Consider the following 22,460-nt stretch of genomic DNA (forward strand, 5'->3'; position numbering starts at 1 on the left):
ATTACTTTTAGTGTGCTTTTATCAGAATTATCCATTTACTTAAACAAAGATGAAATTGGTACAACCCTCTTGTGCTTGTAAAGCGAAGAGTAACCAATCTATGTTTTCTTGTCTTACCGCTGAGCAACTTGAGAAGCTTCAGACACACACATGTCACTTCTTCAAAAAAGGGCAACCTATCTTCCAAGAAGATTCTATGCCTACTGGAGTGTACTGTATAAGTGAAGGTCTCGTGAAAGTTACAAAGCTGGGAAGCAATGGAAAGGAACAGATTTTACGAATTGCCAAACCTGGTGATTTTGTAGGTTACAAATCGCTTATTAAAGGGAGTCGCTACAGAGCTTCTGCCATAGCAATCGAAGATTCATCCATTTGTCTCATACCCAAAGCTATTTTTATGGAGCTTCTCCATGAGAATGTGGAATTTTACCAGCAGATTGTCCATTTATTATGCGAAGTAATTGACAACGCAGAAACTAAGATTACTGACATCGCTTATAAACCTGTTCGAGGAAGAATAGCGGAAGCCTTATTGGTACTAGACAAAGCGTTTGTAGACAAAGAACACATTACACTGACACGTGAAGATTTAGCAGGATTAGTAGGAACGGTAAAGGAAACTGCCATTCGTATTATCTCTGAATTTAAGCATGAAAAACTAATTGAAATCAACAAGAGAAGTATTAAAATTATCAATCCTGATGGATTAGTAAAAATTAGTCACCTTTATGATTAAATGAAGGTTTGATTTCATATGATAAAGTCATTAAAGTTAAAAGTTCAAATTGAGCTTACTTTAATGACTTTTTTGTTACCCGATTATGAAAAAAAGAGAAAGTAGAGAGCTTTTTTTCCTTTTTTTCAATGGATTAAACAATATTTTTTGTCATTTATAATTATTGAATAATAGGATTTTAGTAGTTTTGCATGTCTAAAAAGGTACAACCTCCTATTTACAATGGGATGAATCAACAAAACGAACAAACCCCTTTTGCAACCATGAAAAGAGATGACATCATCTTTGATCTTATAGATCGTGAAAAAGAAAGACAGATTTCTGGAATTGAACTTATCGCCTCAGAGAACTTTGTTTCAGAACAAGTGATGAACGCTATGGGCAGTGTATTGACAAACAAATACGCTGAAGGATTGCCTAGCAAACGTTATTATGGTGGCTGTGAAGTAGTAGATGAGGTAGAAAACCTTGCTATTGACCGTCTTAAAGAATTATTTGGCGCTGCTTGGGCCAATGTTCAACCTCACTCTGGTGCTCAAGCTAACGCAGCAGTAATGTTAGCAGTATTGAAGCCAGGTGATAAAATCTTAGGTTTTGACTTATCTCATGGTGGTCACCTAACACACGGTTCTCCTGTAAACTTCTCAGGAAAACTATACAAGCCTACATTTTATGGTGTAGAAAAAGAAACAGGTTTTATCGACTTTGATAAAGTTGTTGAAACTGCTCGTGAAGAAAAGCCTCAATTAATTATTGCAGGTGCTTCTGCTTACTCACGTGAGTGGGACTACAAAAAATTACGTGCTGTAGCTGATGAAATTGGTGCTTTATTATTAGCCGATATTTCTCACCCTTCAGGACTAATCGCTAAAGGTAAATTAGATGATCCTTTAAAGCACTGTCATATCGTTACTACTACTACCCACAAAACTTTACGTGGACCAAGAGGTGGTGTGATCATGATGGGTGAAGATTTTGAGAACCCTTGGGGATTAAAAACTCCAAAAGGTAAAGTACGTATGATGTCTTCTTTATTAGACTCAGGTGTTTTCCCTGGTACTCAAGGTGGTCCATTAGAGCACGTTATCGCTGCTAAAGCAATTGCATTTGGCGAAGCTTTAACTCCTGAATATGATGCTTATACTACTCAAGTTCAGAAAAACGCTCAAGAAATGGCAAAACATTTCTTAGCAAAAGGTTATGATATCATCTCTGGCGGTACTGACAACCACATGATGCTAATCGACCTTCGTTCTAAAAACTTGACAGGTAAAATCGCTGAAAATACATTAATCAAAGCTGATATCACTATCAACAAAAACATGGTACCATTTGATGACAAATCTCCATTTGTTACTTCAGGTATGCGTGTTGGTACTGCAGCCGTTACTACTCGTGGCTTAAAAGAAGCTGATATGGGTAAAATCGTTGACTTCATCGACCGTGTATTGATGAACCACGAAAACGATGCGGAAATTGATAAAGTGAGAGCTGAAATCAATGAGTGGATGCGTCAATTCCCATTATTCCAATGGTAATTAAAATATACTTTTAGTACTAGCTGCTAAAAAAATAAAAAGCCAAGTTCAGCAATGGACTTGGCTTTTTTTATTTCATCTCAATTTTCAATAAATTATAAAACAAATATAAATCACACTCTACCTATTTTCTCTAAAATCGTTTAAAACGTTATAACATCTAATAATACTACAATGAAAAACCTATCAATCATTATCCTATCTATTTTATCTGTACAACTATTTAGCTGTTCAAATAATGACAATAATGAAACGCCTAATAATTCTCCATCGGTTTCAATAGAAAATCAACAAGATATTTTAGAAGTCTACCCGCTGCAAGAAATACAGCTTGATGTTCTCGCTAAAACAAATAGCGATAAACCAATAAGCGATCTTGAAACGACAGGTGATGGCAGTTGTATTCAAGCACAAGACACTACATTAAATCAAAATGAAGGCTATTTAAATTATAGGCAATCAGCTCCTTACAGTAAAGGAGACTATACAATTACATTTACAGCTTACACTGATGATGGGAAAACATCAAATGTGGAACAAAAAATCAAAGTGGTAGCTGAACCTTTTATCATGGAAATTGACAGTACGAAAGTACCTTCTTCAGCTACAGAAGGTGATAAGTTTACTGTAACAGGAACTTTTAAATCTGTACTCCCATACAATGGCACAACTACCTCTGTTGATATTCCCGGACAAACAGGCATTCAATTTAAAACAAGTGTATTGGAAGCTGGGTTTGATGCTGTTGTAGACAATACTCCGGCTACGCTTCCTCATTCCAATAGAATTGGGTTTGAAGTAAAAGAACATAACCTAGAAAAAGATAGCAACGGATATTATGTCTACAATTTCAACGTAGAATATACTGTAAGTAGACCTGGAGATAATTCAGAATTACCTCAAAATGAATTTACAATATCAATCATTTACAATTATTACAACTCCACTATTGGGTGTACTGAAAATAGTACTCCAATGTTTGGAACATGGTCAAAAACAGTCACTATACAGTAAATTTACATTTAGTTTATAAAATATTAATTCATAAGGTGTTCATTATCAATAATGAACACCTTATTTTTATGGTGCGATTATGAATTATTTAGACATATATAATTGCTAAAGTATTGGTAATCACAAAATAATGTTCTACCTTTGCCCGTCGCATACGTTAACCCGTATTGCGTGTTCAGGTCGAGGTATTTGCAAGTAGCTGTATTTCAGTGATGTAAATACTTCAAGTTTTAATAAATAAAACGAAGAATCACAGTGGATACACTCAGTTACAAAACTGTTTCAGTAAACAAGACAACTGCTCAAAAAGAGTGGATCTTGATCGATGCTGAAGGTAAAACATTGGGTCGTTTAGCTACAGAAATTGCTATGTACTTACGTGGCAAGAAGAAGCCTAGCTTTACACCTAACGTTGACTGTGGTGATAACGTAGTTGTTATCAACGCAGAAAAAGTGAAGCTTTCAGGTAAAAAGTGGGACGAAAAAGTATACCTTCGTTACTCTGGTTACCCAGGTGGTCTTAAATCAAGAACTGCTACAGAAATGAAAGCAAAGTTCCCAACAAGATTAGTTGAGAACGCAGTAAAAGGCATGTTGCCGAAAGGACGTTTGGGCCGTGATTTATACCGTAACTTGTATGTATATGCAGGTGGCGAGCATAAGCATGAAGCACAACAACCAAAGAAAATTGAACTTTAATAAAATTTAGTGATGGAAGTAATTAACACTTCAGGCAGAAGAAAAACTTCTGTAGCAAGAATTTACCTGTCTCAAGGTGAAGGAAAAATTACTGTCAACAAACGTGAGTTTGCGGATTATTTCCCATCTGAGGTTTTGCAAATCAAAGTGCAACAACCATTAGAATTGACTAATGAGTCTGGCAAGTACGATATCAACGTAAACGTACAAGGTGGCGGTATTAACGGACAAGCTGAGGCTGTACGTTTAGCTATCTCTAAAGCGCTATGCGAAATTGACGCAGAACACAGATTGACATTGAAACCAGAAGGTTTCTTAACTCGTGACCCTCGTATGGTCGAAAGAAAGAAACCAGGTCGCAGAAAAGCGAGAAGAAGATTCCAATTCTCGAAGCGTTAATCTGGATTATGCAGTTATTTTGGCAAAGATGGTCTTATACAGACTATCTGCCATACTGCTTTAAATTACGTTTTGCAAAAAACTCTACTTGTTAGAAACAATGAAAAATTTAGAATACAAAGAACTGCTTGACGCAGGTGTTCACTTTGGTCACTTGACCAGAAAGTGGAACCCAAAGATGGCTCCTTACATTTTCATGGAGCGCAATGGTATCCACATCATTGACCTGAACAAAACAAAGACATCTTTAGAGCAAGCACAAAATGCTTTAAAAAATATTGTGAAGTCTGGTCGTAAAGTGATGTTTGTTGCTACTAAAAAGCAAGCAAAAGACATCGTTGCACAAGAGGCTGCACGTTTAAAAATGCCTTACGTTACTGAGCGTTGGTTAGGTGGTATGTTAACTAACTTCCAAACTGTACGTAAGTCATTGAAAAAAATGACATCAATTGACAAGTTAATGAAGAGTGATGAGTACAATTCATTAGCTAAGCGTGAGCGTCTTATGATGCAACGTGAGCGTGAGAAGTTAGAAAGAGTATTGGGCGGTATCGCTGACCAAACTCGTCTTCCTGCTGCGTTATTCATCGTTGACGTTAAGCGTGAGTCAATCGCTGTAAAAGAAGCTCAAAAATTAGGTATCCCAGTTTTTGCAATGGTTGATACAAACTCAAACCCTGAAGGAGTTGATTTTGTAATCCCTGCAAACGACGATGCATTCAAATCTGTAAGTGCTATCATGGGTGCTGTAGGTTCTGCAATCGAAGAAGGAATTGGCGAGCGTAAGAAGGAGCGTGACGAAGCTGCTAGTGCTGCTGCTGAAGCAGAGAAAAAAGCAGCTGATGAAGCTTCTGCTGAGTAATTCACCGTATTACCTTTAAAATTTGATTACAATGGATATTAAAGATATCAAAGAGCTTGAAGCTAAACTTCACGACTTAAAAGTGAAGCAAGGCGACATCTTCAAAGCGAAGAAAGCTGAGCGTGATACTGCAGCTCTTGAGGCTATCCGTACTGAGATGGCTGAATTGAAAGCTAAAGTAAAAGAAGGCTTAGCAGCTAATAAGAAATAATTCAAGCTTATTAGGGTTTAAAGCCGGACCCGCATCGTACTTAGTACCTTGCGGGTTCGTTCGTAAATAAATTAAGGGTAGAGTATTTCTACCAATTTTCAACCATTCTTTTAAATCTTTTATAGAGATGGCTATCACAGCAAAAGACGTTAAAGAGCTACGTACTATCACTGGTGCGGGTATGATGGACTGTAAAAAAGCCCTTACTGAGGCTGAAGGCGACATCGAAAAAGCAGTTGAAATCCTTCGTAAAAAAGGTCAAAAATTAGCTGCAAAAAGAGCTGACAGAGAGACTACAGAAGGTCAAGTTTTCGTTTATGAAAACGCTGACAACTCTAAATCTGTAGCTTTAGCATTCGCTTGTGAAACTGAACCAGTATCAGTTAACGACGAATTCAAAGCTTTAGGACAAAAATTACTTGACGCTGCTGTTGCTGCCGACGCTAAAACTGCTGAGGAAGTACTTGCATTAGAAATCGACGGAGCTCCTGCTACTGAAGCAATCACTGCTTTAACTGCAAAAATGGGTGAGAAGATGGAAATTAGCGGTTACGCTAATGTTGAGGGTGCTGCTGTTGCTGCTTACAAGCACGGTAACGCTATCGCAGTATTAGTTGAACTTTCTGAGGCTGCTGACGACGCTGTATTAGAAGCTGGTAAAAACGTAGGTATGCAAGTTGCTGCTATGCGTCCATTAGCTTTATCTGAAGCAGACGTTGATGCAACTGTTGTTGCTAAAGAAAGAGAAATTGGTGTTGAGCGTGCTCGTCAAGAAGGTAAACCTGAGCATATCTTAGAGCGTATCGCTGAAGGATATGTGAAGAAATTCTTAAAAGAGAACACTCTTGAGAACCAAGACTACGTAAAAGAGCCAGGTCAATCTGTAAAAGCTTACGTAGGTTCAGTGAAATCAGGTATGGTTATCAAATCATTCCACAGAGTTTCTACTGGTAAGTAATGAACTTCCTTCCAACGAAGGAATCAATTATATTAAGGCTATTCTATCTTTTGATGGAGTAGCCTTTTTTATTTATCAACATTCCGATCTACAAGTTTATTACTTGCATCACAATTCTAAGCAGTTGAACATTTATAATCGGTTTAGTTGAACCTGTATTAGTCTAATCAAAGCCAAGAAGAGGAGTATACCATACATCTTGAGCAATTCAATCTATCCTAAGACATAATTATCTTTTTTAAATCTCCTTCCTCAAAATATCCATTAAGAGAAAAAGAACATATATAAAGAAATCAATGAAGTTCAAAAACCTAAAAGCAAAAAAAGAGAACCACTTTTACATGATTCTCTTTTTATATTTTATTCTAATATTATACTAGTTTGACCATAAGTCTGACTCGTACTCTACTAGATCATATTTGTATTCTAAGCCTTTCATCAAAGCGATATCACCTTTAGCATCACCATACAATAAAGCAATATCTTTATCTTGTGTATTAGTGTACTTAGTAATCTTACCTTGATATAACAATAGATCAAATGCGTCAGATAAATTCTTACTTTCTGCCAAGTTTCTATCATTGTACCATAGAGCATCTCTGTTTTCTTTGAAAAGGTTTTCAACAACTTCCTTATAACTGAAAGATGCTACCATTCTCTCTAGAGTACCTCCGTTATTCTCTGCAGGAAGTACTAATGTGATCACTTGAATATCATGAACCCACTTTCCTCTTCTACGATCGAATAAGATATCTACTTTGATGTCCATAAGATAAATATCTTCTGGGTATAACTCATCATTTGCTTCAGCAACAGCAGCTCCTCCGCCACCGCTTCCGCCTGAGTCTCCCCAGCCTGAGTCACCTGAGTCTCCCCAGCCGCCTCCGCCGCCCCAGTCGTCGCCACCACCCCAGTCGTCACCGTCTGAGCTGCTTCCGCCTTCATTAGGACGTTTGATACGCTCTTTGAATTCGTCTATTGTTAAACGCTTCTTTAAAGAGTCATTCTCATATGGTCTAAGTAAACTACTCTTTACCGCATCAATCATTAGTTTAGGTAACCAACGGTTTCTAGCAAAGAACGGCTGATTGATTTTATCAGAAAGGTTTACTCTATACCAAACCGTTTTCTTAAACATTATATCTGCATTACGAACAGGTCTCACGGAGTGTTTATTCCATTCACTCTCGTCAATCTCTTGAGCGTAAGTCATACTAGCAACTGCTACAAATGCTAGTAAAAGTAATCCTCTTAGACTTTTCATAATCTTGATTCTTTAGTTTACTGCGATTGTAGTAATTCCACCTACTCCAGAAACTTTTTCAGTTTGTCCCTGAGAGTTCTTACGAACTACTGTTTTCACATCTACAACAATAACTACACCTGGTGTTCCTTTAGGTGCTTTTTTTAACAAGCTTCCGATATCGAAGTCTTGCTTACCACCCTTAATTTTAACTGGACCAGCCAACGGCTTAGTACCAAATGCAACTGTAACTTCCCACTCTACTACACGATAATTAGCCTCATCTGGTAATGCTGCCTTGAATTCTTCGTCTGGCTTAGGACGAACTTTTAATGTTCTTGTCTTAGCACTTATACCTTTCTTCAAATCAACACCAGGGAACGTAATCGTTGGCTTTGGAACTCCTCTTGTTTTGAAATTCTTAGTACCAATTGTGTTACCGCTACTTCTTACAGTTAAAGCCACTGATTTAGCTTTTACACCTGGAATGATTGTAGCTACTTTACCAGAGCTCATCACTTTAGCATTAGATGCTGAGAACTGAGGATTATAAGCTTCACCTAAAGCAGGTACATCAACAACTAATTTGTTCGCTACGTTTCTATAAAGTGCATTTACAGTTGCAGAGTTCACCTCAATTGTAGGCTTAACTACTACATACTCCTCTTCTACTAATAATGTAGTATCACCAAATGGAGTAGTGTAAGTGATCTCACCCTGCCAAGACTGAGTAGAACGACCATTTTTATCATATTTAGCAGGTTTTACTGGGAATTTCACTTCACCAATACCATCTACTACTTTGATAGAACTACCGTTGTATTTCATTCTAGGTTTAGCTGCTGAAGATGACGCTGCAATAAACATTGTAGCCTCATACTCTAAACCAGCTGCAACATATTTTGAAGTCGGTTTTACAACCGCAACTACCTTATCAAATACTACTCTACCACCCACACGATCATTTAATACTTTCAACACTTTAGTTTCGTTTTGAAGTACTTCAGATGACATTTCAGAAAGAATTGCCATACATGCTGCTGTAGGAGTTTCTTCGAATTGGATATAAGCAAAATCTTTATTCTTATTGTCCTTATCGTCTTTGTATTGATCCATTTCCTTAGCAGGCTTTGCTAATTTACCAATAGCTTGCCAAGTTTTAGTAGTATCATGCTTCATTGCAACATCATCAAAGTGCTTCGCAAGAGCATTTAACTTCTTCTCTAATTCGTACGCTTTACCGTCTTTCTTACCTTCTAAACCGATTAATAATTCAGCTGGTTTTTGAGTATCACTTTTACCTTTAAGTTCTCCGTGATCATAACCACCTGTCTTATCAACAATTTGTTTTTTAAGGTTATCGATATATGAAATTACTTCTGCAGTTTCCTTACGAAGTGCTTTAGCATCTTCTAAAACTTGCTTTGTTGTTTCATTTACTTTCTTTGCAGCTGCACCCTCAATTGCGTGTAACTGTCTATCATTTTCCTGTGCAGTAATATGATTAGAGTTTTCTAATGATTGCTCGATAAAGATAAACTTATCAAGTACAGTATTACTCACGTTCAACGCTAACATGGCCATTAGTACTAAGTACATTAGACCAATCATCCGTTGTCTTGGGGTTTCTTTTGCTCCTCCTGCCATTAGTTCTTTTCTTTGTTAAGTTTTTACAAAATGTGAACGTCTAAAAGACTAAAATTAGCCTTTCATTGCAGTAAGCATCTTACCATATACATTATTCAACGAAGTCAAGTTCGTTGTTAATGCAGTCATTTGAGTCTTGAATTTAGTAGCTTCTTTACTAGCTTCATCCATACTTTGAACAGCTGTAGCTAAGTTACCATGGAATTTATTGATTGTTTTAAGATGACTGTTTGCATCTTTTAATTCCATCTCATAAACTGCATTTAAAGCACCTAAGTTCTTAGTGATTGCTTGAACTTGTTGTTGGTGAGCTTTAGAATCAGCAGCAGTACCTTCCATAGTTTTCATTGCTGTAACTGTAGTAGCGAAAGACTTGTTTAAGTCTCCCATTGACTTAGTAGCTACTTGTAATGAACGAGAGTACTCATCAGAAGCACCTGCTACACTTGCAACAGACTTCATTTGACCTACTGATTTATTTAAATTCTCCATTCCAGCACCAAAGTTCTTGAATACTTCAGGAGTTAATTTCGCATCTGCTAACATTTTATCCATTGCACCTAAAGCTGCAATATCTTTCTTCGGATCTGCTTTTACCGCTTTCTTCTTAGGAGCCGCCGCTGCTTCTTCTGATAATAACTCAGGGTAAGCTAAAGCCCAATCGTAATGCTTCTCGAATGGAGCTGCTGGAGCGAATGCACCAATGAAGAATAATAATGCTTCTGTAATAAGACCAGCCGCAAGGATAGGTCCACCATTAGGTAGGTGAAGAATCTTAAACATCGCACCTACAATTACTACTGCTGCTCCAAGGTTAGTTAAAATAGGAACGTATACTCTGTAGAATTTTGCTCTTCCTGTTTCGTGTAAATGGCTCATTTTGCTTTTAAAATTGTCTAAATTGATTGTTTTGGATAAACTTGTGTTCCTTGTTTAGGTTCACTTTTCTAATAATCTAACCCAGATGATCTACCTAGATTAATCATAACACACCTAAACCCTATATATGATCTTGCCTGTGTTTCGAACTCGTATGATCTTGTTCCCGTTTGGATGTAATATGGGATATCTTTCCAAGAACCTCCTCTAACGATTTTCTTTGGTTCGTTTGGATCTGTATATGTAGGGTTTAAGTCCCAAACAATTGGATATCCTGATGGATTATATGCATCATCACACCATTCGGCAACGTTACCAGACATATCAAAAAGACCGAATCCGTTAGGGAAGTAAGAAGCTACTGGTGCAGTGTATGAATAACCATCATCATAATAGTTACCTCTACCTGGTTTAAAATTGGCTAAAGCACAACCTTTACCATTTCTTACATAAGGACCACCCCAAGGGTATTTTGCCATATCAAGACCACCTCTTGCTGAATATTCCCATTCAGCCTCTGTAGGTAATCTGAAAGCTGGCATTTCTGCAAGTCCTTGTTCAGTTCTGTAACCGTTATAGTGTCTTGTTCTCCATGCACAAAACTCTACTGCAGCTCTTCTTGTAACACCAACAACTGGGTATTCATCGAAAGCAGGATGACTATAATAGTAATCTTGCATTGGCTCACCCATATGGTAAGTAAAATCTTTTTCCCATACCGTTGTATCTGGGCGTAACTCCTCTTGAATTTGCTCAAAAGTCCAATCTGCACTTGTGTCAGATTCAGCTTCCATGCCTTCAATGAATTGACGGTATTCGTTATTTGTAATCTCTGTATCATCCATGAAGAAGCCACTAATTGTAACTTGCTTGTTCATGTTGATCATAGAGTACGTGATATCTTCATCCGCCTGCCCCATGTGAAATGTTCCTCCAGGTACATTAGTCATTCCGTAAGGAATCACTTGTGCATCCCATTCAGGTCGATCTTGTGAACCAATCAAATTTCCTTGATCCGATTCAGCACCACCTCCAAACAGGCCGCCTCCGCCACAACTTTGTGTTAAGACAGCCAAAATGCTTAACGCTCCTATTAGCCTTTTCTTTGACAAGCTTTTCATATGATAAAAAATTCTCCTATTGGATTGATACGTTTCTTTTTCAAATGGACAATGAACGTTAATAAATTATAACTAAACATTATCAAACATCAATGAAACAAAAATGAATCCAAAAATTAAAATTGAGTGAAAAAAAAATAAAATCGGGTTAAAATTATACCTAAAATTAATCGTGACGATAACGTGGAGTTCTGATCACTGATGGAGATTTACTTCCAAACGCTCCAAAACCAAACGAAAGCATAATCTCATGTGATGTAGGTGCTTTTGCGGATTGATCTTTAACTGTAAAGTCAAAAGCATAGCCTAAATGTAATTTTCTATTCTTTAGCAAATAAACGCCTGCTAAGGCACTCAACGCTTCAACCTCTCTTAGTCCTGCTCCTACATATACCCACTCTTGAAGGTTTGCCAAGACTGTTAAATCAAATGTAAAATTATTTAAATCTGTCTTCATCATAATAGATGGCTGTATGATTAGGTTGTTAGTGACATCCAGTGACATTCCAAACATACCATTGAAAGACATTCCTAATGCACTGAATGGAGATGCACTTCCTCCTTCAAAGTCAGACTCCAACAAATGCTTTGCCCCAATACCTGCATAAATTTTCTCATTCTGATAGTAAACACCTGCCGAAATATCAGGCACAATAGAGTTTAAAGGTTGGCCTCCATTATAAAGCGGATCATTTTCATTGACAAACCTCAATCGGTCTGTATTCAAACTACGGTCATAAATTCCAGCTCTTAATCCAAAAGAAAGAGATCCACTTTTCAACGGGACAAGGTATGATACAGATAGCTGTGCCTCTAAATTAGACATTAACCCTACATCATCATTCACTACATGAAACCCTACACCCAATCTTTTGGATTGAATTGGTGATGCTATTGAAAAAAACTGTGTATTCAGTGTTCCATCATTTTCAAATGTACCTTCATACCCCAACCACTGCGTACGGTGCAACAATACAACTTCTGTTTCATCAGAAGTCATACCTACAGCCGCAGGATTAAAAAAAGGTTTTGAAAACATGTATTGAGTGAACTGAGGATCTTGCTGTGCATGAGTGCTAAGGTGAGTAAACATCATGAAGAGTATGCTCATGATGGTAATTTTTGTCCAATGCATAATTTATAAGTCAGGTTAGGTCAATTCTCCCTAAAATTGATGATAGAGTTAAATATTATAAAGACTTAATAAAGAGAAGGATAAGTATTTTGCTTCAAGTCTATTAATTTCATTAGAAATCTGAAATCAATAAAAGTCAATTTCCGTTCTACGCTTATAAAGTGCTACAAGAAGTTACTATATTTTTAGTAATCTTCTATCACAATTAACAAAAAAATAAAGTATTACCATAAATCAAGAATAAAAAAAACACCACATAATTGCGGTGTTTCAATATCTTAAAGCGTAAAGTTTTTACTCATTCGCCTCTTTTATGTACAATTCAATAGCACCTGTCATTGAAGGAGCATTAGGAAGAGGTGCTTCCACGTCTAAATGCAACCCTGCGTCTCTGACAGCAGAAGCCGTTGTAGGGCCAAATGCTGCAATTCTTGTTTCCTTTTGCTCAAAATCAGGGAAATTCGTAAATAACGACTTGATTCCTGAAGGGCTGAAGAAAGCAATCATATCATAATAAATATCGCTCAAGTCAGATAAGTCAGCAGCTACTGTACGGTAGATAATAGCCTCATTCATTTCGATATTGTTGGCTTCCATATAATTTGGAATATCCTCTTTTCTAATATCTGAACAAGGGAATAAAAACTTCTCGTTTTTAAATTTCTTGAATAAATCAAACATGTCTCTAGCAGTCTTGTAACCTGTAAATAACTTACGTTTACGGACTACAATATACTTCTGAAGGTAATTTGCAGTTTGCTCAGAGATACAGAAGTACTTCATATCCGCTGGAACTTCTACCTTCAATTCTTTGCATAATCTAAAGAAATGGTCAATGGCATTTCTAGATGTAAAGATAACCGCTGTATGCTCAAGGATATTGATCTTTTGAGCTCTAAATTCTTTGGCTGTCACTCCTTTTACCTCAATAAAAGGACGGAAATCAATTTGGATTCCATACTTCTCTCCTAACTTGTGGTAAGGAGAATTTTGATTGGCGGGTTCCGGTTGAGACACCAATATTGACTTCACAGCTTTCTTCACCACTTTTCCTGCTATGTCGTTTGCCATGTTGTTTTATCTATTTTTATTGTAGTAAATCGCAGTTAATAAGATTTACTTTGAGTTATAAGAAATCAACTAATGAAAACCTTCACCGCTAACAAAGAAGGAAGGAATTCGGTCGCGCAAAAATACGAAAATAAATAATTATTTCTAAAGTTTACTTGTTTAGATACAGCTATATACACCAAAAAACTTTTTGCAAGGAAGCCAATCCCTAAAAATAACCTCATAAATTCCCAAGAGATATAGAATGGATTTAGTGTCCAAAAAACGCATATTATCATATAAAACAGCACATAAACCCACGTTAACTTGTAGAATTCTGCTCCATGAATTGAAGGTATATTCGTATTCGAAAAAATATTCCCTAAAAAATAAATTATTATTAATCTGAAGGCCACAAATGCTAAAATTGCAATCATAACATAGAGTATATTGAAAGCAAAAGCAGATACATCCTTATTTAATTCTGCAGAATTGACCTGAGAAAGCCAAATTTCACCATTTCCAAAAAGCATCAGCGCTAAACTTCCTACTAAGGTAAAACTGAAAATAAACATGATCAATTGTAGAGTATTCATTTTTGTTGAGTCTGCCCTGCCCATTGTCACTCCTTCAAAAGATCTCATCAATGAGTTCGCTCCTGTTTTTAACCCTCCTACCTTTGCTGAAAGACCAACAAAGGCAAAAACGATCAATGACCACATCAAAAGCATCTCTCTAAAATCAGAATGAAACCTCTTTTTTTCCTTATGTACTCCAGATTTGATCAATGAACTAGACATCAGCTGACTTAAAGGTATTCTCTTATCCACAAAAAAGCTCTGTGGAGCATTGCCGTCTACTGTATTGACTACAAAAAGAAGTTCTCCTGTCACTTTTTGTTGTGCTTTCAGTTCTTCATTTGAGAAATACACAAGGCCATTCTCTTTTTTTGATATATCTTGAAGCTGATTGTTTACAAATACAGCAGCGTTTTGAGGAATAATAAATTCAACACCTAAACCATTCAAGTTTTTCACATCTAAAAGAAGATAGAAATTCTTCACAAAAGAATGTTCTTCAGGAATATATGGCACAAATCCATTGACTTTACTTTCATAAATAAGCCACTTGTCTTGAATTGGAAATTCAATAGCAAGTACCTTACTCTGAAGAGCAAAAAATGTTATGAATGAAAAAATTATATGGTAAAAGTATCTCATTTTTTATCTTTTGAATCAATGTAAATTGTCACAGGACCATCATTAAGCAATGACACTTGCATATCAGCTCCAAACTCTCCGGTTTGGATTTCCTTTCCTGTGAGATTTGATAATGTTTCTATCATATCCTCATAGAATGGTATTGCTTTATCAGGGTGAGCGGCGCCAATATAGGACGGTCTGTTCCCCTTCTTTGTGCTTGCCTGTAAAGTAAACTGAGATATCAACAATATTTCTCCATCTACATCTTGAACAGATTTATTCATTTTCCCTTCTTCATCAGAGAAAATTCTCATTCCCACTATTTTTTTAGCTAACCATTGTAGGTCTTCCTGCTTATCATCATGACTGACGCCCAATAATATCATCAACCCCTTCTGAATCTCCCCAATAACAATACCTCCAACCTCAACTTTTGCGAAAGAAACACGTTGCAATACAGCATTCATAAAAATAATGGTTTACATTGAAAAAATCTTAATTCCAGCATTAAGTCTCTGTCTTGCGAATTTAAAGGTTATTGGAAAAAGATTTTTACTGTTAGCGCAATTTTCGTTAATATAGTGGCATAAACATTGATGTTTTTATGAAAAAAAATAATGTTTATATATTTTTAGTAGCAATCCTACTTTTTTTTATTCCTCAACAAAATAAAACACCACCGTTAAAGGTTATTCATAACAAATAGTATTGAAAATTAATTTTACCATGAAAAGGATATTTATATTACTCTTTATTGCATTTAGTATTATTGCTGTAGATAATGATCTATACGCCCAAAAAAAGAAAAAGAAAAGCAAGTCTTCTGATTCAAAGAAAAATGAAAAAGCTGAAATAAAAGAATGGAAGAAAAAGCTAAAAGAGACTGACCCATTGAAGTTTAGAGACATGACTCAAGAATTAAACACTCTAAGAGGTCAAGCTTCTGGATTGAAAGCAGAAATTTCTAAACTAGAGCAGGAAAAAGGTTCTTTTGATGCAAAATTGAAAGAGAAAGACAATACTATTGCTGACCTGAAGGCTGAGAATGAAAAGCTGAAAAAGAAAATGGATAACAACGTTTCTAATTCAGGTGATGACTACACAAAAGGTATTGTTTACAAAGTTCAAATTGGAGCTTTCAAGAATCGTGACCTTTCTAAATTCCAAGACAAAGGAAACTTCTGGATGGAAGATCAAGATGGTTTGAAAAAATATACAATCGCTTACTTCCGTGATTACGGAGAGGCAGATCAATTCAAAAAATACATGAGAGCAATGGGCGTTAAAGATGCATGGATTGTAGCTTATGACGACAATGTTCGTAAAGACATCAAAGATGTACAGAGAAAAGGAAAGTAATTATTAACAGTACTTTTCGGTAAAGAAAGCCTTTAGGATATGAATTCTAAAGGCTTTTTCTGTATCTTAATTCTCTAAATAAGAAAAGATATGGCAAAGAAATTAAACCTTAACATCGAGATTGTTACTTATGACAGCCTTGATGAATTATCCAAAGAAGATCAAGAACTATTGCGACTTGCGGAAGAAGCTACTTTCAAGTCTTATGCCCCTTATTCTAATTTTAATGTTGGAGCGGCTCTGATTCTTGAAAATGGAGAAATAGTAACTGGAAATAATCAGGAGAACGCCGCTTACCCTTCTGGAATGTGTGCTGAAAGAAGTGCAATTTACTGGGCTGGAGGACAATACCCTGATCAAACTATAAAGACTATAGCAATAGCAGCTCGAAAAGGAGAGGAAAAAACTTTTATCCCCATTTCACCTTGTGGCGCCTGCAGACAAGCAATGCTAGAGTATGAAGTAAAACAGGAAAGCCCAATCCGTCTTTTGATGAAAGGTGAAAAAGATATTTATGAACTACAGTCAATTTCAGATTTACTGCCTTTCAAGTTTACACAAAAAGACTTATTTGAATAGAATCGTTCGCACAGTATTATTAAATACTTTTGTTTAAGAACTTACAAACGGGAAAGTTGCTTTTTATTGAGATGATCAATTATTCTGACTCCATATTCAGTTTCAGTAGCTTTCCTTTTATAAAATTTGGAGAGATCTTTTTGCTTCAAAACCACATTTAAAGCATATAAATAAGCATAAAGAGGGGAATCAATATATTCCTTTCTTGACTCTAATTTCTGAAGCCTTTGGTCTGCCTCAGATAACATTGCATTTGATTTCTCATAATCTGCATTTTCAAAATAATAAACTCCTTTCATGATCAGTCCTCCAACCTGATTGAATTCCTCATGAGAATTTTCTAATAAAGCGATATACTGCAACACTTTTTCATTTTTAAATTCTCCATTAAAATTTAAAGTAATGAGCGATTCAAATATAAAAAGTTGATTATTAGGATATTTATTTAAAAATTGATAAGCAATATTGACAGCTTTAGGGTTATTATTTCTCGTATAAATCCACATCAAATACCGGCCTGCTTCGGTTGAAGTGAAAATGCTATGCTTCTCCGCAAACTCCAATTGCTGAATCCCTAAATCCTTATTTCCTGAGGGGAAAAAACTGAGAAAAGGTTTATAAATTGGATTCAACTCTGGATAGAACTCTCTGTAATAGTTATAAATACCCGATGAAAAATTAAATTCATCAAAGCGTTCCAGGTTTTTCATTCCCTTTCTCGTCAATGAATAAACTTCCCTTGCTTCGGAAACTGCTTTCCAAGTCGCTCCTTTATAATTGTATGTTCTTGCTTTCATACTTCTTGCCAGTAGCAAAAAGTAAATGGATTCAAAATCACTAGCATCTTTATTATAGGATTTTTCACACAGTTCTATACAACGGTCTAAGTAATCAAAAAGCAAGGATACACTCTCATCATTTTCATAATCAAAGGGCACATTTTTCCAATAAACATTTAATCCTTTAAGTAAAGCCGTAGAGGAATGACCGTTCATAAGATCTGCATACTTAAGCATCAAAGAATCAGAAGTTTCAAAATCACATTTGTACAAAGCGTCCATAATAGACGTGGCACACTGTAACGCCTCCTCATTTTCCCACAATTTTTGGGACTTCTGAGCATAACTAGAAGTGAATAAAATTAAAATTTGAAGGGTTAAGTAAAAACTTCTCAACATAGTTTCGTATTCATCGCCCTATAACTAGGATTTTATCGTAATTTAGCAAACTGAAGGATTAAGATAGCATCTCCACCTACTTTTAATTAAACCTATCTTGATCCATCTCTATAAGATGTAAATCAAAAACATGGCAAAAACCAGAAAAAAGAATATAAAAGAGAATAAGAAATCTAAGAAAAAGGTGCAAAGAAGAAGCAGCCTTAATTCTCATACAATACAAAATATCATTGAACTCTTAAATTCTAGACCTGAAATGGGTTTTAGTCTTCGACAAATTGTTAAAGATGTTAGAATTAAAAGTCAAACTGATAAAGATAAACTCAAATATATAATGATTGCCTTAGCAGATGAAGGTAAAATTCTTCTGAAAGGTAAGAAATATCAATCTATTCTGTTGCAAGAAGAGCAACAAAATACCAGAACTGCAACAGTTGATTTTGTCAACCCGAAGTTTGCATTCCTGGTAGTAGACACACCTGTTGGTGAAGAAGTAGAGGATATACGTGTGTTGCTACCCAATATGAACAGAGCACTCAACGGCGATAAAGTTGAGTTTACTACTTTCTACAATAGACAAAGAAAGCGTGATGAAGCCAAAATCACTAAAATAGTGAAGCGTGAAAAGGATGAATTTGTAGGACAACTGCAAATCTCTGAGCGTTTTGCATTTGTAGTAGCTTCAGATCGTAAAATGTTCTATGATTTATTTATTCCTATTGAAAAGATTGGAGATGCTCAAAATGGGGATAAAGTAATTGCCAAGATTACACAATGGAAACAGAATGATAAATCACCTACTGGTAAAATCACTAAGGTTTTAGGTAAGGCAGGTGATAATGAAACTGAAATTCACTCTATCATGTTTGAATTTGGTCTTCCATTTGAATTCCCTAAGGAAGTAGACGCTGAGGCGAATGCTATTCCTGATGAAATTCCGGAGGATGAAATCAAAAACAGAAAGGATTTCAGAGATAGAACTACATTTACGATTGACCCTGTTACAGCCAAGGACTTTGACGATGCACTTTCAATCAGAAAGATGAAAAACGGTCATTATGAAATTGGTGTTCACATTGCGGATGTATCACATTATGTGACTCCAGGATCATTATTGGAAGAAGAAGCTTTCAAAAGAGCAACTTCAGTTTACTTGGTGGATCGTACAGTTCCAATGTTGCCAGAGAAACTTTCCAATGGTTTATGTTCATTAAATCCACATGTTGATCGTCTAGCTTTTGCTGCGATTTTCGAGATGGATGAAACGGGTAAGGTCTATAAGCAATCATTTGGTAGGACAGTGATTCACTCTGACAGACGTTTCTCTTATGAAGAAGCTCAAGAAAGAATTGAATCTAAAGAGGGTGACTTCCAAGAAGAAATTAATACGTTAAACGACATCGCTCACAAACTTAGAGATGCTCGATTTAGAAATGGTGCGATTTCATTTGAGTCTATTGAATTGAAATTCGATTTAGATGAAAATGGCAAACCAACTGGATTAACTCCAAAAATCAGAAAGGATGCTCATAAAATGATCGAGGAGTTTATGCTTCTTGCGAATAAAAGAGTAGCTGAATCAATTTTCCGTAAAAAACAAGATGGCAAACCTATGACGATGGTTTACAGGGTACACGGTGATCCCGATCCTGATAAACTAGCTCAATTTGCCACATTTGCGAAGCGTTTTGGTTATGATCTAGATCTAACGGAAAAGAAAATTGCTTTCTCTCTGAATAACTTAACAGAGGAAGTAGAAGGAAAGCCGGAGCAGAACATCATTGAGCAACAAGCCATCCGTACAATGGCGAAAGCGATTTACACTACAAACCCAGAAGGGCACTATGGTCTTGGTTTTGCGCACTACACTCACTTTACTTCGCCTATCCGTAGATATCCTGATGTAATGGTACACCGTCTATTACAACATTATTTAGATAAAGGTAAATCTGCTGATGAGAATGAATTTGAAGACCGTTGTAAGCACTCTTCTGCTAGAGAAAAAGTAGCAGCGGATGCAGAAAGAGCTTCAATCAAATACAAGCAGGTAGAATTTATGTCTGAATTCCTGGGTGAAGAAATGGAAGGTACTGTTTCTGGATTAACAGACTGGGGTATGTTTATTGAGCTTAAGGATACTCGCTGTGAAGGCCTTGTACGCTATTCATCAATGACACATGATCAGTTTATTTTTGATCCTGATACAATGATTGTTACAGGACAGAAATATAAAGAAACTTATCAGTTGGGTGACGAAGTAAAAGTTATCGTTAAAGAAACAAACATTGAAAAACGATCGATTGATTTCGACATCGTTTAATGGTTTTATATTCAAAAAATAATTAATCATGACGACTATTAGCAATGTTATTTTAAAGCATGAGCAGATCGTTCAGAAAATACGCCGTATAGCTTTTGAAGTGTATGAAGATAACTTTGGAGCTAAAGAAATCATATTTGCGGGAATCAAAGGAAATGGATACCACTTTGCTGAATTATTGAAAGCAGAGTTTGATAAAATTTCTACCATTCCATCTGACATTACTAAAATTACAATTGATAAAACTGCTCCTCTACAGACCTTCATTGAAGTTGATAAAGATTTGAAGGAAATGGAAGGAAAAGTAATTCTATTAGCTGATGATGTATTGAACACTGGTCGTACTTTGGCTTACAGTATTAAACCTTTCTTGGGTATTAGAATCGAAAAATTACAAGTTGCAGTTTTAGTTGATAGAGGATATCATAAGTTCCCTGTAATTCCTAGCTTCACAGGTTATGAATTATCAACTACTGTAAAGCAAAATGTAGAAGTTGACCTTACAGACCACTTGAGTTTTACAGTGACGCTCACATAAGACATATTCCGCTTTCAAAATATTATAATCAATGGATTTTCAATACGTTAATTCATTGATTTTTTTTATTCTAATTCTAAATAAAACTACGTAATCTAGACTAATTATCAACAAAGTTTAACTAGAAACAATCTAAATACAAACTGATCGTTTTCAGGTATTTATATCTTACATAATTTGTTCTAATCGTAGTTTTCAACTTAAATTTGAGCATCAATTAAGATACAAAAGTTTAAACCTAAACGATAAAAATATGTCTATTAGATTATCATCAAACTGTAAGAGCTGTGCTGAATTAGCTGAATCATTAACTTGTAACGTGCATAATGTTAAAGTAAATGAGAAATATACTTGTGACAGCTTCTCTAGTGCTTCAGAATTAATCAATTCTATTCAATGTACTAACTGTGCATTCTTCCAAAAAGACAACTGCTCTAAGCCTGCACAAGCAACAGAAGGTATGCTTTGTGGAGATTGGGCACCTGCAAATGTTTAATGTTACCTGATTAAATATTTCAAATAAAAAAGCCAGAGTAATACTGATTTACTCTGGCTTTTTTAGTGCTTTCAATTTATTTACCCAATAAAAACTCTAAAGGAATATTCAATCTTTTTGCCCAAGCAATTTCAGAATGATTTTCTCCTGGGAACTTTTTCGTCATCCAATTTTCTGAAGTAAAACCGTGCTTTTTCATGATCACATCTACTCTTTTTTGATAAGGTTCATATTGAGAATCCAACGTTTTTGTGCCGAAGTCAAAGTAGATTTTATGTGTCTTAGGGTCTGGTAAATTATTCGCTACATAATTAATTACCCCATCTGTAATCGCTTTATTTTGAGCTGCAGTGAAATCTTCAGCATAAACCATAGGCCAATGTGTTGAAACACAACCTGCACCTCCAAACACTTCTGGGTATTCGCAAATAGCATACATAGAAATTAACCCTCCCATACTAGAACCCATTACAAATGTATGTTCTCTATCTGAATAAGTCGAATAGTGGTTATCTATATATGGTTTCAGTTCACTCGTAAGAAATTTCAGGTAGTCATCTGATAAAAGCTTACCTTCTACTCTTTTTGACAATACATCCTCTAAATCAGACTCTGAAAGTTTTTTCAGTGACTTTTGAGGTAAGTATTCAGATGATCTATACTTTCCATTATTAGGTACAGCAACTACAATTACGTCTTGAATTTTATTCTCCCTCAATAGTTTAGTGATATGTTCATCTACTTCCCATTCCTGTTTGTTCCATGTTACGGTAGAGTCAAATAGCATCAAACCATCATGCATGTATAATACAGCATACTTTTTCTCTTTTGAATAACCTTCAGGCATATATACATCTACATTTCTGTTGTCGATGTATTTTGATTCGAAATTAGGGATTCGATCAATTTTTCCTGCACAGAGTTTAGGCATTTGATCATTAGAAGCTTCTCCTAATCCTAATGTTTTTTCTTGTTGTTTCTCCTCTGTTTGCTTTGATTCAGTAGCACAAGAAAACAGAAGAAGTAAGATTGATAAATAGGTAACTATTTTTTTCATTTTCTATTATTTATAATGTTATGTGCTTGTATAGCGAAGGTAAGCAATTCAAAGTTTTCAATGTACTTCCAAGTAGATAAAATAGTTTGATTTAATATATTATTACATTTCGAAAATGTATAGACACAAAAAAAAGGTTAGTCAACATCTTGTGTTAACTAACCTTCTGTATTTAATGAATGTGGCGCCGACTTACTCTCCCGGGGGTTAACCCAGTACCATCAGCACGGTAGGGCTTA

At 35.7% G+C, this 22,460-nt stretch carries 23 protein-coding genes; 13 read left to right on the forward strand and 10 right to left on the reverse strand.

The window, feature by feature from the left end:
* The first annotated feature begins 49 nt into the window (after positions 1–49).
* The 8 genes from AVL50_RS23735 to tsf all read left to right on the forward strand — a co-directional run bounded on the left by AVL50_RS23735 (position 50) and on the right by tsf (position 6,417).
* Positions 50–736 carry a Crp/Fnr family transcriptional regulator gene (locus AVL50_RS23735; protein ID WP_062619105.1) on the forward strand — a complete coding sequence of 229 codons (687 nt, stop codon included), beginning with the start codon at positions 50–52 and terminating at the stop codon, positions 734–736.
* A 263-nt stretch (positions 737–999) separates the two neighbouring features.
* Positions 1,000–2,274 (forward strand): serine hydroxymethyltransferase, encoded by a 1,275-nt coding sequence (glyA, locus tag AVL50_RS23740; protein WP_082795984.1) that lies wholly within the window; start codon positions 1,000–1,002, stop codon positions 2,272–2,274.
* Positions 2,275–2,448: 174 nt separating this feature from the next.
* Positions 2,449–3,288 carry a hypothetical protein gene (locus AVL50_RS23745; protein WP_062619107.1) on the forward strand — a complete coding sequence of 280 codons (840 nt, stop codon included), beginning with the start codon at positions 2,449–2,451 and terminating at the stop codon, positions 3,286–3,288.
* A gap of 255 nt (positions 3,289–3,543) precedes the next feature.
* Positions 3,544–3,987: a 50S ribosomal protein L13 gene (gene rplM / locus AVL50_RS23750; RefSeq protein ID WP_062619110.1), complete on the forward strand. Its 444-nt coding sequence runs from the start codon at positions 3,544–3,546 to the stop codon at positions 3,985–3,987.
* A 12-nt stretch (positions 3,988–3,999) separates the two neighbouring features.
* Complete coding sequence (rpsI, locus tag AVL50_RS23755) at positions 4,000–4,386, forward strand: 30S ribosomal protein S9 (RefSeq protein ID WP_044211815.1); 387 nt, start codon at positions 4,000–4,002, stop codon at positions 4,384–4,386.
* Positions 4,387–4,486: 100 nt separating this feature from the next.
* Positions 4,487–5,248: a 30S ribosomal protein S2 gene (gene rpsB, locus AVL50_RS23760; RefSeq protein WP_062619111.1), complete on the forward strand. Its 762-nt coding sequence runs from the start codon at positions 4,487–4,489 to the stop codon at positions 5,246–5,248.
* 31 nt (positions 5,249–5,279) lie between these two features.
* Positions 5,280–5,459, forward strand: a complete 180-nt coding sequence (locus tag AVL50_RS23765) for a hypothetical protein (protein WP_044211810.1) — start codon at positions 5,280–5,282, stop codon at positions 5,457–5,459.
* A gap of 127 nt (positions 5,460–5,586) precedes the next feature.
* Entirely contained in the window at positions 5,587–6,417 is an 831-nt protein-coding gene (gene tsf / locus AVL50_RS23770; protein WP_062619113.1) for a translation elongation factor Ts, read from the forward strand.
* Between the two features lie 376 nt (positions 6,418–6,793).
* On the opposite strand, the gene AVL50_RS23775 is transcribed toward tsf, so the two are convergent.
* From AVL50_RS23775 to dtd, 8 genes are all read right to left on the reverse strand, one after another.
* Complete coding sequence (locus AVL50_RS23775; protein WP_062619114.1) at positions 6,794–7,681, reverse strand: hypothetical protein; 888 nt, start codon at positions 7,679–7,681, stop codon at positions 6,794–6,796.
* A 12-nt stretch (positions 7,682–7,693) separates the two neighbouring features.
* Positions 7,694–9,307, reverse strand: a complete 1,614-nt coding sequence (gene gldM, locus AVL50_RS23780; RefSeq protein ID WP_062619117.1) for a gliding motility protein GldM — start codon at positions 9,305–9,307, stop codon at positions 7,694–7,696.
* 54 nt (positions 9,308–9,361) lie between these two features.
* Complete coding sequence (gene gldL, locus AVL50_RS23785; RefSeq protein ID WP_062619119.1) at positions 9,362–10,186, reverse strand: gliding motility protein GldL; 825 nt, start codon at positions 10,184–10,186, stop codon at positions 9,362–9,364.
* Positions 10,187–10,254: 68 nt separating this feature from the next.
* Positions 10,255–11,307 carry an SUMF1/EgtB/PvdO family nonheme iron enzyme gene (locus AVL50_RS23790; protein ID WP_172826908.1) on the reverse strand — a complete coding sequence of 351 codons (1,053 nt, stop codon included), beginning with the start codon at positions 11,305–11,307 and terminating at the stop codon, positions 10,255–10,257.
* Positions 11,308–11,473: 166 nt separating this feature from the next.
* Positions 11,474–12,418: a type IX secretion system membrane protein PorP/SprF gene (locus AVL50_RS23795; protein WP_172826909.1), complete on the reverse strand. Its 945-nt coding sequence runs from the start codon at positions 12,416–12,418 to the stop codon at positions 11,474–11,476.
* A 318-nt stretch (positions 12,419–12,736) separates the two neighbouring features.
* Positions 12,737–13,513 (reverse strand): uroporphyrinogen-III synthase, encoded by a 777-nt coding sequence (locus tag AVL50_RS23800; RefSeq protein WP_062619122.1) that lies wholly within the window; start codon positions 13,511–13,513, stop codon positions 12,737–12,739.
* A gap of 65 nt (positions 13,514–13,578) precedes the next feature.
* Positions 13,579–14,712, reverse strand: a complete 1,134-nt coding sequence (locus AVL50_RS23805) for a DUF4271 domain-containing protein (RefSeq protein WP_062619124.1) — start codon at positions 14,710–14,712, stop codon at positions 13,579–13,581.
* Positions 14,709–15,161: a D-aminoacyl-tRNA deacylase gene (gene dtd / locus AVL50_RS23810; RefSeq protein ID WP_062619126.1), complete on the reverse strand. Its 453-nt coding sequence runs from the start codon at positions 15,159–15,161 to the stop codon at positions 14,709–14,711. The genes AVL50_RS23805 and dtd overlap by 4 nt, the downstream gene beginning before the upstream one ends.
* Positions 15,162–15,420: 259 nt before the next feature.
* On the opposite strand from dtd, the gene AVL50_RS23815 reads away from it, so the two are divergent.
* Together AVL50_RS23815 and cdd are read left to right on the forward strand one after the other, a co-directional pair.
* On the forward strand, positions 15,421–16,053 hold the full coding sequence (locus AVL50_RS23815; RefSeq protein ID WP_062619128.1) for a hypothetical protein: 633 nt from the start codon (positions 15,421–15,423) through the stop codon (positions 16,051–16,053).
* A gap of 90 nt (positions 16,054–16,143) precedes the next feature.
* Positions 16,144–16,632: a cytidine deaminase gene (gene cdd / locus AVL50_RS23820; RefSeq protein ID WP_062619129.1), complete on the forward strand. Its 489-nt coding sequence runs from the start codon at positions 16,144–16,146 to the stop codon at positions 16,630–16,632.
* A 41-nt stretch (positions 16,633–16,673) separates the two neighbouring features.
* On the opposite strand, the gene AVL50_RS23825 is transcribed toward cdd, so the two are convergent.
* Positions 16,674–17,810, reverse strand: a complete 1,137-nt coding sequence (locus AVL50_RS23825; RefSeq protein ID WP_062619134.1) for a hypothetical protein — start codon at positions 17,808–17,810, stop codon at positions 16,674–16,676.
* 130 nt (positions 17,811–17,940) lie between these two features.
* Between AVL50_RS23825 and rnr the strand changes: the two genes are divergently transcribed.
* From rnr to AVL50_RS23840, 3 genes are all read left to right on the forward strand, one after another.
* Complete coding sequence (gene rnr / locus AVL50_RS23830) at positions 17,941–20,130, forward strand: ribonuclease R (protein ID WP_062619137.1); 2,190 nt, start codon at positions 17,941–17,943, stop codon at positions 20,128–20,130.
* A gap of 28 nt (positions 20,131–20,158) precedes the next feature.
* Positions 20,159–20,668, forward strand: coding sequence for a phosphoribosyltransferase family protein (locus AVL50_RS23835; RefSeq protein WP_044211770.1), 510 nt, complete (start codon positions 20,159–20,161; stop codon positions 20,666–20,668).
* Positions 20,669–20,921: 253 nt separating this feature from the next.
* Entirely contained in the window at positions 20,922–21,164 is a 243-nt protein-coding gene (locus tag AVL50_RS23840; protein ID WP_062619139.1) for a hypothetical protein, read from the forward strand.
* A 76-nt stretch (positions 21,165–21,240) separates the two neighbouring features.
* Here the strand turns inward: AVL50_RS23840 and AVL50_RS23845 are convergent, their stop codons facing one another.
* Entirely contained in the window at positions 21,241–22,221 is a 981-nt protein-coding gene (locus tag AVL50_RS23845; RefSeq protein ID WP_082795981.1) for an alpha/beta hydrolase, read from the reverse strand.
* Positions 22,222–22,460: the final 239 nt, after the last annotated feature.

The sequence above is a fragment of the Flammeovirga sp. SJP92 genome, from assembly GCF_001583495.1.
In the GTDB taxonomy this organism is placed as follows: domain Bacteria; phylum Bacteroidota; class Bacteroidia; order Cytophagales; family Flammeovirgaceae; genus Flammeovirga.